General features: G+C 31.4%; 7 protein-coding genes. 4 read left to right on the top strand and 3 right to left on the bottom strand.

The genetic code is table 11. The features are described from left to right. Nucleotides 1–62: 62 nt before the first annotated feature. On the top strand, nucleotides 63–1520 hold the full coding sequence (locus tag V9L04_RS02155) for a leucyl aminopeptidase family protein (protein WP_338792418.1): 1458 nt from the start codon (nucleotides 63–65) through the stop codon (nucleotides 1518–1520). A gap of 9 nt (nucleotides 1521–1529) precedes the next feature. Beyond that, nucleotides 1530–2006, top strand: a complete 477-nt coding sequence (locus V9L04_RS02150) for a hypothetical protein (protein WP_338792417.1) — start codon at nucleotides 1530–1532, stop codon at nucleotides 2004–2006. A 373-nt stretch (nucleotides 2007–2379) separates the two neighbouring features. Here V9L04_RS02150 and V9L04_RS02145 read toward each other — a convergent pair whose 3' ends face one another. Both V9L04_RS02145 and V9L04_RS02140 read right to left on the bottom strand, forming a co-directional pair. Then, nucleotides 2380–4218 carry a sodium:proton antiporter gene (locus V9L04_RS02145; RefSeq protein WP_338792416.1) on the bottom strand — a complete coding sequence of 613 codons (1839 nt, stop codon included), beginning with the start codon at nucleotides 4216–4218 and terminating at the stop codon, nucleotides 2380–2382. 235 nt (nucleotides 4219–4453) lie between these two features. Then, entirely contained in the window at nucleotides 4454–9799 is a 5346-nt protein-coding gene (locus V9L04_RS02140; RefSeq protein WP_338792415.1) for an AAA family ATPase, read from the bottom strand. A 540-nt stretch (nucleotides 9800–10339) separates the two neighbouring features. Here V9L04_RS02140 and V9L04_RS02135 point away from each other — a divergent pair. Together V9L04_RS02135 and V9L04_RS02130 are read left to right on the top strand one after the other, a co-directional pair. Continuing rightward, nucleotides 10340–10687 (top strand): YIP1 family protein, encoded by a 348-nt coding sequence (locus V9L04_RS02135; RefSeq protein WP_338792414.1) that lies wholly within the window; start codon nucleotides 10340–10342, stop codon nucleotides 10685–10687. 20 nt (nucleotides 10688–10707) lie between these two features. Beyond that, nucleotides 10708–11088: a hypothetical protein gene (locus tag V9L04_RS02130; RefSeq protein ID WP_338792413.1), complete on the top strand. Its 381-nt coding sequence runs from the start codon at nucleotides 10708–10710 to the stop codon at nucleotides 11086–11088. Between the two features lie 118 nt (nucleotides 11089–11206). Here the strand turns inward: V9L04_RS02130 and V9L04_RS02125 are convergent, their stop codons facing one another. Continuing rightward, nucleotides 11207–13513 (bottom strand): MMPL family transporter, encoded by a 2307-nt coding sequence (locus V9L04_RS02125; RefSeq protein ID WP_338792412.1) that lies wholly within the window; start codon nucleotides 13511–13513, stop codon nucleotides 11207–11209. Nucleotides 13514–13674: the final 161 nt, after the last annotated feature.

Raw genomic sequence — 13674 nt, 5'->3', positions numbered from 1 at the left:
TTTTAATTGTAAGTTGTTTTCATTTGTCTTAAGCAACACACATTTTTTCATTACTTTATTTTATGCAAATTTTTTTTACTGTTCGTGAGCATCTTTCAGAATCTACTCCTTGTATTTATTTGCTAGGAGAAAATTTTGACAATCTTCCTTCTACATTTTCAGATAATTTTCCTATTTCTTCATTAGTAAATTATTTTGAAAAGGAGCAAATCCCCACTACTGTTTTCTTAGATAATCAAGTAGTTTTTGCAGTTCCTTATCTTGCCCCAATACAGGAAAATTATGTTCATAAAGAAAAAATGCGTAATCAAGGGCATTTAGTGGCACAGCTTATCAAAACTCATTCTATTAATAAGTTACAAGTTTTGGCTGATGCTATTTTGAGTAAAGAAAGTATTCTCTGCTTTTTAGAAGGTTTGAATTTAGGAAGTTATAATTATGAGAAAAAAGGAAATTCAGAGGACTATTTTAGAGATACTTTGCAGGTAGAAGTAGTTTTCTCAAGTGAAACAGAAACTATCGAACAAGAAGAGTTAGAAAAAATGACCACACTTTGTGACGCTGTTTGGCTAACAAGAGATTTGGTAAACGACCCTCCAAATTTTAAGAAACCATCTATATACGGACAAAAAATAGAAGAATTAGGAAAAGAAGCAGGTTTTGAAACCGAAATTTGGAATAAAGAGCGTATAGAAGCTGAAAAAATGGGAGGTATTTTGGGTGTTTCACAAGCTAGTCATGAAGATGCCATTTTTGCCAAACTCATTTATTCTCCAAAAGATGCTACTAATGATACGCCTATTGTTTTGGTGGGAAAAGGAGTAACTTTTGATATTGGAGGTGCAAATATTAAAACTTCAACGGCTGCCTTAGAAATTATGAAGTCAGACATGGGAGGTTCTGCCAGTGTGGTAGGACTTATTTATGCACTTGCTAAAAATAATATTCCATTATATGTTGTCGGACTTTTGCCTATTACAGATAATTCAATTAGTAATCAAGGATTAGTTCCAGGAGATGTAATTACGATGCGAAGTGGCGCAACTGTAGAAATCACCAACACAGACGGAGAAGGAAGACTCATTATGGCTGACGCTTTAGATTATGCAAAAGAATTAGCTCCAGAGTTAGTTATTGATTTAGCAACTCTTACAGGAAGTGCAGTGCGTGCTATAGGTGAAGAAGGTACTGTTTTTATGGGTAATACAGATGAAGTATTGAAAAGAGCTTTAGAAAAAAGTGGAAGAGAAACTTATGAGCGTTTGGTAGAATTTCCTTTATGGAACGAGTACAAAGATTATTTAAAATCTGATGTAGCTGATATTAAAAATGTGGGAGGAAGTTTTGCAGGAGCAATCGTTGCAGGAAAGTTTTTAGAACACTTTGTAGATTACGATTGGATTCACATGGATATAGCTGCGCCAGCTTATCTTATGAAATCGTCTAGTTATAGAGGTAAAAATGGAACAGGAACAGGTGTACGCCTCCTGTATCATTTCTTAATAGAGCAATTTTCTTAAATCTTTTATATGTTATCGCTTTCGACTCTTATTGGTAAAACTATATTCCAAATATGTTATAACTATTCTCATAAAAATGAATTACAAACGTTTCATTCTTATGTTAAACTAGAAGATAATACAATATTTTCTTTATCTAATTGTGATGAGATTTTTTACTACTTAAATGAATCTAACATAGCATATTGCAATGAACAATTTGATAAAGGAAAAGAAATAGAAGAGCAGGAGAAGAAAAAATTACTAAGACAAAAGATAGAAGATATTTATCTTTGTTACTATATGGATGAGATAGATGATGATAAATCATTAGTTTTAAAATTAAGTAATGGAATCTATCTTACAGAAATTAACTATCGTCCTATTGGCATTCCTATAGGTTTATGTATTTGTAATGAATTAGAATTTAAAGATTTTCAAAAAAGATATGTCATAAATGAAGATTACCAAATAAAGTCATATTTAGAAGATATAAAACAATTATAAGCATAAAAAAAGGCTATTCTTCGTAAGAAGATAGCCTTTTCTGTTTTATCAGCTTTGGAGGCTTAGATAAAAATTAAATGATTGGCGTGCGCTAAAATTGATAAAACAATTAACAAAGAAAAATTGTAAATTGAGTGATTAAACCGAATCTTCTAATTAAATATCTTTTGCTTTCCATTTGATTCTAAGCAAAGCAGAAAAACAAATTTAATTTGTTTTTCATAACTACTACAAAGGTGCAAAAAAAAAATAGTTTAACAAGTGTTTTTTATTTTTTTTTGAGCTGATAAACTATTTTTATTTTTTACTGAAAAAATAAAAAATAGTAGCTTTAATGAGTAAAAAGATTTTTTGTTGTTATATTTATCTAAACTTATTTGATTTTTAGATATATAAATTTAGTTTCTTTTCCTATTTCTAAGGGTGTAAGAGCTAAAGCAGGTTCTACAAAATTTTTATCGTTGATTACAAATAGAGGAATTACTTTTCCTTTATTTTCTTTTGTCTCTAATGTATTCAATACATCTTCACGACTATTTACTTTTATTTCTTTTATTTCTGGGTCTTTACGAATAAAATGAGAAAAAGAAATAAAATCTGCTCTTCCATCAAAAAGTATATTTTTTGGATAGTCTTCTTTATTGAGAGTTTCTTGTTCACGATTTGATATAAAACGAAATACTTTGTCTTTGACCAATTCTTCACCTAAAATTCTACAGGCTAAAGCATTTATTTCTGCATTAGGAGTCATTGCCCAAAGCTGTCCATACTGAGCAAAATCTAATTCTTCCCATGCTTCTTCATTCAAAATACTTCCTTCATAAATAGGAATTTGTTGCATAGATGCCTCTCTTGTATTTGCTTTAGAAGTATCTGCAAGCAAGACAGGAATATTGTATTTTTGAAGAATTTTGGCAATAAAACGAGCAGATTCATCAGCACTCAAAAAGGCTACTCCATTTGGTTCTTTACGTGTAACTCCTAGTAGCTTGGCTATTGGTTTGGCAGTAAGACCTTGCAAAACAACTGTTCCTACAATAACTAAAAATACCAACGGTAAAAGCATTGCCGCTTCATCTAAAGGAATAATGTAGTCTTTGCTTTGAAATAGGGAAATAGAAAAAATAGAAGCCACAGCAGCCGTAACAATTCCACGAGGACAAATATAGGATAGAAATATTTTTTCGTTTAAAGTTAAGTTTGTTCCCCAAGTGCTTAAAAATACAGATAATGGACGTAAAATAAAGACGACAACAGCAAATAGAATAAAGCTGTTGGTTGTCAAGACTAATTCTATATCTACAATATCAATTCTTGAAGAAAGTAAAACAAACAAAAATGAAATTAGAATAATCACTAAATCTTCATTAAAAGAGATTATTTCTTTTAAGTTTGAAGTTTTCATATTAACTAAAGCCATTCCCATAATTGTAACTGCAAGTAAGCCTGATTCGTGCTGAATAGAGTTAGACAAGGCAAAAGAAGAAATAACTAAGCCCAACATAACAATATTCTGAAGGTATTTAGGGACTAATTCTTTACTAATTAATATATTACCTAACCAAGCTGAGACCCAACCTATCGCAATTCCGACAGCAATAGTAATGGCAAATGTTTTAAGGGCAATAAAGCCAATTTGTGAGCCTGCTGTTCCTGAAATGATAAATTCATAGGTTAAGATAGCTATTAATGCTCCCACAGGGTCAATCAAGATACCTTCCCACTTCAAAATGGTAGTAATATTAAAGTTGGGTTTGACATTTCTAAGAATAGGTCCAATAACAGTAGGACCAGTAACGATAATAAGAGAGCCAAAAAGCAGTGCCGTTTGAACAGAAAAGTCCATAATTAGCATTGCAGCAACTGTTCCACCAGCCATCGTAATGACTGAGCCAATGACAATTATATTGCGAACAGCCTTTCCTAATACTTTTACTTCAGATAGCTTAAGTGTTAATCCTCCTTCAAAAAGAATGAGTCCAACAGCTAAAGAAACTACATCAAAGAGAACTTGTCCTTGAAAAATAGAATCTCCATCAATAAGTTTAGGACCTTTTGAAACTAAATATCCTTCATCACCTGTAAAAAGTGTAGAAACAGGACCTACTAAAAGTCCGATAATAATAAGTGGAAGAATAGCTGGTACTTTGATACGCCATGACAACCATTGAGCAAAAAAACCAAGCACGAGAAGCCCTGCAAGTTCAAGCATATATTATTTTAATAGTGTTAGATTCGAATAAAGAATAAAAATACTAAAAATATATGAAGGATAAAGAGAAATTATCTATTGATACTTTTTTTTTATTAAAAATTCTATTTTTAGTTGAATTTTGTTAGCCTAAACTAAAAACAATACAAAAAAAACTTTAAAAAATTAGGACAAAAAAAAACTGTTAAACCCTAAGATTTAATAGTTTTTTGTAGGAATATAATTTCGAATTATTCTATAATCGCAACGCCAAAACTGTAATATCATCTCTTTGCTCTGCATCAAGTTGGTGTTGATCTAATTGGTTAGATAAAATTTCTTTTTGTTCTTTAAAAGGTCTTTCATGAAATTGCTTGAGCAAAGATTCAAATTTTGTAGAGCCAAATTTTTTCTTATCTGGATTTGCTTGGTCTATAAGACCATCAGAAGTCAAGTAAATAACATCTTCAGCCAATAAAACAGCTTTTTGATTTGTAAACACATACTCTTTTTTCTTCACTACTCCACCAATACTTAGATTATCTCCTTTTAATTTTTCTATTTCTCCATTCGAAGTATAGTAAAGAGGACGTTTTGCTCCTGCATAAGTGACTTCAACCCAGTTTTCTTGTCTTTCTATCCTACAAAGTGCTACATCCATTCCATCTGTATTATCAGAATCTTTTTGATGTAAAGCTGCCCGAACTCCTTCATGGAGCATTTCCAATATTTTTGCAGGGTCAAAAACTCGTTTTACGCCTACAATATCTGTTAGAAGGGTATTTCCTACCATTGACATAAATGCCCCTGGAACACCATGACCTGTGCAATCTACAGCAGCAGCAAATGTGTAATTTTCTACATGAGTTACCCAATAAAAATCTCCTGAAACAATATCTTTAGGACGATAAATAACAAAATGCTCTGTAAATAATTCTCTTAAAGTCTTTTTGGCTGGTAGAATAGCATCCTGAATAGTTTGAGCATAACGAATTGAATCTGTTATACGTTTGTTTTTTTCATGCAGCTCTATTGTTCGTTCTTCTACTTTTCCTTCCAAGTTTTGGTAAAGTTGAGCATTTTCTAAAGAAATACTCACTTGTGTAGAAAGCATTTGTAGAGTTTGTAATCTATCTGGTGTAAATGCTCCTGTTGTTAGATTATTTTCTAAGTAAAATATACACAACAATTCATTTTTACGCATCACAGGAAAACAAAGTACCGATTTCGGCTTGTATGCTTTCATGTATGTGTCATTGGCATATTTTTCATCTTCTGAAGCATTATCCAAAACAAGAGGTTGCATCGTTCGGACTACATAATTAATAATTGTTCTAGGAACTAAATCACTATCTTCTTCAACAGATTGATGCAAAAACTGTGTCGATTGTGTTTGTGTCAAATCTCCTTTTGCTTCTATAAAAAATTCTCCATCATAATTTTGAATCAAAAATGCTTTTTCTGCACCTGCATTTTCCATTACTACACGCATCATCTTAGGCATTAGTTCCTCAAAATTGACTTCTTGTGAAAGTGTTTGGGTAGACTTAATGAGCGTTTCGAAATCCAAGAAACTTGTACCACTTTTTGAGCCACTAGAAGATATTTTGCTAGTAGTCATCATAGTTGTTGAAGCTGCATTTTCATTTGTATTGTGTGTATGCAACGTATGAGAAGGCGAAGTTGTCGTTTGCCCTATTTCAGTTATGGCATCTTGCTTAACATAATGCGAATATACTTCATGCATTTGTTCTAATTTGCCTTTTGCACCCCAAATACGATAATCATAATAGGCTTTACGCAAAAACATCATAGCAATATCTTCTTGTTTTCTTTGTAACCAATAGTATCCAAAACGTTCCTTAATTAGTGCCTCTTCTTGAATAAAATTAGTCTTTGAAACAGCTTCTAAAGCTAATCTAAAGTTCTTTTCTGTTTCTATATAGTCATTTTTTGCTCGTGCAAGTTCTGCCTCTACCAAATAATATTTGTGTAGATTAGTAGAAGGTGAAAATTTAGCAAATTTATAAAGCTTAGCTTGATTTTTTGCAATACGTCTTAAAATTCGTTGTCTATCCCATAATGATGAACTTGGATAAATAGCAATATGAATAAGTGAATCATACATGTGATAAACAGGTACGCCTGCTGTTGCTGTAATTCCTTTTAAATATTTTTCTGTAAGAATAATATAACTATATGCTTTTTCTATTTCTCCAAAATCGTAACTCAAACAGGCTTTCATAAAGAAATGTAAGCATATAGAAGCCTTGTTTCCTCCTTCTATAATTTCTTTTTGCAAATCCAAATTATATTCTTCACCCTCCAAAACAGCAGGATTATCAGCTTTCCCCAAATAATTAAGCAAAGTCTGACGAAGCAATTTAAGATTATGATATGGATTGATTTGTTTTAAATCATAGACTGCACCAATATACATATTGGCTTCTTTTTCTACTTCATTGAGTTCTTTACCTGTAGCAAAACGGTAATAGATATACATAAAAATGGAAAAAGCTGCATACTCAAAAAATCCAGTATCAATTCCTTTTCTATATGATTTTACAAGTGGTTTTAAGGAATTTTCTAAAGGTTCTTTCCAATGACGAATCATGACATTTGCAACCATATAGGTTCTTGCCTTAAAACGTTCAGAGTCATGTTTGTCTAAAAGTTTGATAGCCAATTCTCCAAAACGATATCCAGAATTTAAGTTTCCAAGCACTCCACACAAAATGATTCCGTAGGAAGAATAAGCGTATGTAGAAACAAGGGCATTCCCATATTTGATAGATAACTGAACTTGTCTGAAAATAATCATTGGATACAATGGCGAACCACTTACATAAGCAGCCAAACTAATGCCTGATAAAATTTTCATGGCAGCTAGTTTTTTCTTGTTTTCCATCTGTGGAAGATTTGCCAAGTCAAATACTTTTTTCCCTGTCATCATTCCTTTAATACGGAATATTTCACGAAGTAAATGAAGTTTAGTTACATTTCTTGGAAAACCTACTTTTAACTTTTTAAGTGTACTAACAGCTAGGCTGATTGCCTCATTCATTTTTCCTTTAGAAATAAGAAATTGAATTTTGGTATCAAAAACAGCTACTTTATCTAAAAAACCATTTGCATTGGTAAGTACACCATTTACAAACTGTTCCATTCCACTTCCGTTTCCACTTAAATATGCAGCTTCAGCAGCCTCATTGTGAAGACGTAAAGCAAGGATGTATTCATCTTTCCAACCAATAATATCTAAAAGAGCAACTCCAGCATAAAAATAATCATAAGCAGGTTCGTAAGCTGCTGAGGCTTTTGCTTTTCTTCCTGCAATCAGGTTCAGACGAGCCAATTCATAACGTTCTTGTTGGTCTTCTAAAAGAGCCACTCCAACATTGAGTTGATTGACAATATCAAATATTTTGCTTTCTAACTGTCCATCAGGTGTGTTTTCTTTGATTATTTTGCCAACCTTATAGTGCATTTCAAAACGACGACTATCAGGAATAAGAGAATAAACAGCTTGCTGAACTCTATCATGTAAGAACTTAAAACGAGCATTTAATCGCTGCTCCAAGGCAGGGTCTTCACTAAGGATTGCAATACGTTTGTAATTATCATCTAAAGGAAGTATCATTCCTTCTTCAATTGCGACCCATACTCTATCAAAAATATCTTTTAATGAAAAATCACTAACACTACGAAGCATCTGCAAATCAAACTTATCACCAACACAGGCAGCAAACTTTAGTATTTCTTGTGTTTCTACTGGCAATTTTTCGATTTTAGCAGTCATGAGTTCTACTACATTATCTGTAGTTTTCTTCTCTTCAATCTTGACAATATCCCATTGCCATTGTTTAGACTGTAAATCAAAATGTAATAAACCTTCTTCGTATAGCGATTCTAAAAATTGAGTTGCAAAGAAAGCGTTACCATGTGTTTTTCTATAAATTAGATAAGAAAGCTGTTTTACCTGAAGTATCTGAGCTTTGAGAGATTCTGTAATTAGTTTTTCAATATCTTCATAGCCCAAATTGTCTAATACTATCGAACTGATTGGTGCATTTTGTTCCTGTAAGCTCTTTACCATTATCATCAGAGGATGTGCTGAGGTAACTTCATTATCACGATACGCCCCAATGACAAGTAAATAACGGTTTTCGCTATCTGTCATTAAAACTTTAAGTAAATTTAAAGAAGCTCCATCTGCCCATTGCATATCATCGATAAAGAGAACAATAGGATGTTTTTTCTGACTAATTACACGAATAAAAGACTTAAATACATAATTGAAGCGATTTTTGGCTTCGTTAGGAGGAAGATCTTGGACATGCTCTTGCTCTCCAATAATCATTTCTAGGTTTGGTAAAACATCTAATAATATTTGACCATTTTCACCTAATACTTTATTTATTTTTCGTTTCCAGTCTGCTAAAGAATCTTTATTTTCAGTAAGTAAATACTCTATAAATTCATTAAGAGCTTGAATGATAGCAGAATAAGGAACATTTTTTTGATATTGATCAAATTTTCCTTTTATAAAATAACCTCGTTTTTCAGTAATGGAACGATGAGTTTCACTTACTAATGATGTTTTTCCAACTCCAGAATACCCTTCTACCAAAACAAGTTCGGTTGCACCATTCGAAACTCTTTCAAAAGAATTGAGTAATAATTTTACTTCATCTTCTCTTCCATAGAGTTTTTGAGGAATAGAAAAACGGTCTGAATAATCTTCTTGTCCTAGATTAAAGTAATCAATTTTACCATTTCCATTTGCAATAAATCCCTTCAAACAAAGTTCTAAATCATTCTTGAGACCAAAGGCTGATTGATAACGATCTTCTGCATTTTTTTCCAAAAGTTTCATCACAATTTCGGACAAAACACGAGGAACAGTTGGATTTACTTGGTGAGGAGGTTGAGGTTTTTGTGCTAAATGACAATGAACTAGCTCAATAGAATCAGCAGCCGTAAAAGGTAGTTTATTAGTCAGAATTTCATAAAAAGCAACACCTAAGGAATACAAATCGGAACGATAATCAACAGCACGATTCATTCTACCTGTCTGTTCAGGCGAAATATAAGCGAGTGTACCTTCCAATGCATCAGGATTACGAAGGTCTTGCACACGAGTATCTATACGTGAAGAAATACCAAAATCAATAATTTTGATGCGATGTGTTGCCAAATCGACCAAAACGTTATTACTATTAATATCTTTATGGATAATATGATTTTGATGAATCTGTCCGAGTGCTTCAGCAACATTTATAGCTACTTTCAAAAAATCTTTGTACGTCCAAGAATTTTCAAAAAAGCTTTTTTTGAATGTAATTCCAGGAAAATATTCCAATACAAGTGCAGGCTTACCCTCTAGTTTATCTTTTTTGTATGCTTTTCTGATTCCCTCAATTTTGAGGTCTTTCGTAAATTCATACTCATTATTAAACTGAATAAGCTGCGTAGGAGTCGGGAAATCATTTTTGATAACCTTGATAATGACGGGTGTATTCCACTCGCTAGTATCTCGGTAATAAATGATTGAATTTACTCCCTCAAACAAAATTTTTGGAAGCGACGTAGCCACAGACATAGATTTTTAGTGTATTTGTGTGAGTTGATGCGTGTTTTGGATAGTATTTTTTAGCTTTTTCTGACTTTTGTCTTTATTTTAGTTTTTACAAGTTTTTATACTCGTGTAATTAATTCTAATTTTTTCTAAATTAAGGAATTGTTGCTAACAATTCCAAACAATATGTTGATATATTTGAATTCTTGAGAGGTATTCTTTTACAGTAAAAGACCAATAAAAATATAAGTTGTAAGTGTTTTTAGTTACTTATTGTGAGTGATAAGCAATATATCAATTTATTCTGACTAAATAAGTATTAAACAGTGTGCAAACTCTGAAAAAACAAATCTTAATTTTCTTTTAGGCTAAGAAAGATTTTTTTGTTAAAATTCAAAGAAAAAATTACATTATTACATTAATATGGATTTACCTAAAAAGAATTATTCTATATTATACGTATAATAAGATACAAAATATTTCGCAATTTTATACTACAACGGTAGAATAATTTAAAAAATTGCTTTATTATTCATTTATTCAATTTTACACCTTGCAAATTCGATGGAACGCATATTAGATAGACAAAACAACCCTCAAGCAAAGAATTCTTGGAAACCTGTTTTAATTACAAATGGAATAAGTGTATTTCTTCTTCTTTTATGGAGTTATTATATGTTTTTTATAGAAATGGAAGATGCTACTTTTCCAGTAGAAAATATCATTGTTAGTACATTTAGTATAGTTTCCATTTTTACAGCAGGCATAAATATTTTATGTATACTCGTTTCTTTATTTATATCTAAAACCTATTGGAAAAAATGGTTGATAATGGTAGCTTATTGTCTGATTTTATTTATTTGTGCATTGATTATACAATTTATACTTGATTTTGATAAAATAATAAACTAGACAAAATTATAAAATTAAGCATGGATAAAATATTAGACCGAGAAGAAAAGAAAAAACAAACAAATGTTTGGAAAAACTCTTGGCGTATCGTTTTGGCTGCTAATGGAATTCTTGTATTGATGAGCATTCAAAGAGTTTATTCCTTTTTTTCTTCCTCTTCATTAATATTAACTGATTTTAATTTTTTGATGAAAATTAGTTTTTTTATTGATTGTCTTTCTTCTTTGATGTTGATTTGCAATCTCGTTTTATTGTTTATCTCGTTGTTTTTATCAACCACCTACTGGAAAAAATGGCTTGTAATGGTATTAATAGGTTTAGTTTTGTATGGAATTAGTATTGCTCTATACTCAATCTATAATCTTGATCGTTTAAACGTCTACTTTCTATTTTTTTCTTAGATATGTTTTATTTTGCTCAATTACTTAAAAGCGAGCTATGCAATTAAAAGAAAAAAGCTAAGATAAAAATATATCTTAGCAGTTTTTAATTGAATAGTATGATTTATTATATTCGTTTTTATTCCTCAATAGGAGGATGATTTGAACGACGAATATTTGCATTAAATGTAAGAAGCAAAGAAGGAAGCAAAATCAAATTTGTAAACATTGCAACTAACAGCGTAATTGAAGTCAAAAGTCCTAAAGCAACTGTTCCTCCGAAAGAAGAAAAAGCAAAAATGATAAATCCTGCAAATAGAATAATAGAAGTATAAATCATACTTTTTCCTGTTTCACGAAGCGAAATATCAATGGCTTTGTGTCTATCAAAATCAAAAGCTAAAAGTTCTTGACGGAAACGAGCCAAAAAGTGAAGTGAGTCATCAACAGCAATACCGAAAGCGATACTGAAGACAAGAGCTGTACTTGGTTTGAGAGCAATATTAAAAAATCCCATAATTCCTGCTGTAACTAAAAGAGGAATAAGGTTTGGAATAATGGCAATAAGCATTACTCTGACATTTTGGAAGAGCGCACCAATTATTATAGCTACCAAAATACAAGCTAAAAGCAAACTCCATTTGAGGTTATTTATTAAATAACTATTTCCCTTCAAGAAAATAGGGGTTGTTCCTGTTACTCGTGCGCTCATTTTGGTAGAACCAACTGAGTCAGCAAAAATACTATCTAGTTTGGGTTGTAAGCTCATTCTGACTAAAGAGTCCAAACGTAAAGAACCAATATCAGCTACTTTCAAAGATACTCTCAAAATCTGTTCGGTGCTATCTACGAAAGATGCAGAAATAGCTGTGGGATCGTTTTGTCCTTTCAAATAACGTAATACGTATGCTCCTGTACGCTTATCAGGCAAGTTATAAGATTGTTCGCTTTGATTAAAATAGGCTTGATTTGCAGCTTTTATAAAAGTAACTAGAGAAATAGGAGTAGAAAGATGTGCAGAACTATCTACATAGTTTTCAATTTGCTCTATTCTTTCCAATGTTTGAGGTCTACGATAAGACTTTGGTTTTCCTGTATCAATTACTATTTCTAAAGGCATTGTTCCTTTAAAGTTAGCTTCGATAAAAGCAATATCTTTTTTCTCTTTCGTATCATTTGGCAAATCGTCTACCATATAGGAATTTGCTTTTATCTTACTAAGTCCAACTGCAGAGCAAACTACAATCAAAACGGTAAATAAATAGATTATGGGTCTATAATTTTCTATTAGAAAGTCAAATCTAACTAATATTTTATTTATCAATCCTCTATTCAAATGTTTAGTTCGTCTTCCTTCGGGCATTGGTAGATAAGAAAAAACAATTGGTAAAAGGAGTAGCGAAATAAAGAAAGTTGCAAAAATAGTAATACCTGCTGCCAGTCCAAATTCACTCAAAATGCCTATTCCTGTGCTTACCAAAACTAAAAAACCAATAGCAGTAGTAGTATTTGTAATAAGGGTAACAATACCAATTTTTTTGACTACATATATTATGGCATCCAATTTATTCTTTTTGTTATTGCATTCTTGATGGTATTTTGTAATAAAATAAACACAGTTTGGAATACCAATAACTACTAAAATAGGAGGAAGAAGAGCTGTAAGAATAGTTATTTTGTAGCCTAAAGTTCCTAAAATTCCGATAGTCCAAATAATAACAATCGTAATCAGACTTAGCGAAACGAAAACAGGGGTGAAAGAACGGAAAAATAAAAATATAAAAATGGCTGTAATAGCAATGGACAAGGATAGAAAAATAATCATTTCACTTTTGACCTTGTTCGAAATAGCTACACGTAGAAATGGAAGACCTACATAATGGATTTCGATGCCTGTTTCTTCTGAAAATTTGTTACCCAGTTCACTAATTCGCATAACCGTTTCGTGGTTATAAATTGTACTAGTAATTTTTGGAGGAAGCGTAACAAGAACTAAAGAAGCCTTGTTTTTTGGATTAATGAGTTGATTTTCGTAGAATTTTATTTTGTAGGTAAAATCTAAAAGACTGTCTAACTCTAGTTGTGTCTGTACTTGTTTTGGGAAAATTGATTTTGGCTCAAATTTTTTAATTTCTTCGTTTTTATAAATATAAGGTAGTTTTCCAAGCCCTACTACGCCACTAACAGCATTTACACTATCTCCTAATCCTTTTAAATTTTCCTTATTTTCGAATTTTATTTTTTCTAAATCGTATAATAGTTTTTGCCACTTCTGGAAATTTTCTAACTCAAATAGTTTCTCATCTTCAACTCCCAAAACGACTACATTATCATCTTGCCCAAAAAGTTCTTTAAACTTATTGAAAAAGATAATATCTTCATCAGAGTCAGGAACAACTTTAGAAAAAGTATAAGAAAGTTCTGCTTTCTGACCTTGAAAAGCCATGAAAATTGTCAAAGCAAAAACAACAAGCAAAAGCCACAGTCTGTTTTTTAAAATAAAATTAGCTATGTTTAGCCACATAAATACGAATTTAGAATTATGAATTGTGAATTATGAATGGTAAATGGTAAAATAAAAATATTATAATTTATATTGAATTCTAC

Origin of the sequence: Bernardetia sp. MNP-M8, from assembly GCF_037126285.1 — a bacterium.
Classification (GTDB): domain Bacteria; phylum Bacteroidota; class Bacteroidia; order Cytophagales; family Bernardetiaceae; genus Bernardetia.
The sequence above is the reverse complement of the archived record's forward strand: the minus strand, read 5'-3'. Positions and strand labels throughout refer to the sequence as shown.

What these genes read in the sequence shown, in the direction of transcription:
- V9L04_RS02135 (WP_338792414.1), top strand. Translation starts at nt 10,340, where the DNA reads ATGGAACGCATATTAGATAGACAAAACAACCCTCAAGCAAAGAATTCT.
- V9L04_RS02150 (WP_338792417.1), top strand. Translation starts at nt 1,530, where the DNA reads ATGTTATCGCTTTCGACTCTTATTGGTAAAACTATATTCCAAATATGT.
- V9L04_RS02140 (WP_338792415.1), bottom strand. Translation starts at nt 9,799, where the DNA reads ATGTCTGTGGCTACGTCGCTTCCAAAAATTTTGTTTGAGGGAGTAAAT.
- V9L04_RS02145 (WP_338792416.1), bottom strand. Translation starts at nt 4,218, where the DNA reads ATGCTTGAACTTGCAGGGCTTCTCGTGCTTGGTTTTTTTGCTCAATGG.
- V9L04_RS02125 (WP_338792412.1), bottom strand. Translation starts at nt 13,513, where the DNA reads ATGGCTTTTCAAGGTCAGAAAGCAGAACTTTCTTATACTTTTTCTAAA.
- V9L04_RS02130 (WP_338792413.1), top strand. Translation starts at nt 10,708, where the DNA reads ATGGATAAAATATTAGACCGAGAAGAAAAGAAAAAACAAACAAATGTT.
- V9L04_RS02155 (WP_338792418.1), top strand. Translation starts at nt 63, where the DNA reads ATGCAAATTTTTTTTACTGTTCGTGAGCATCTTTCAGAATCTACTCCT.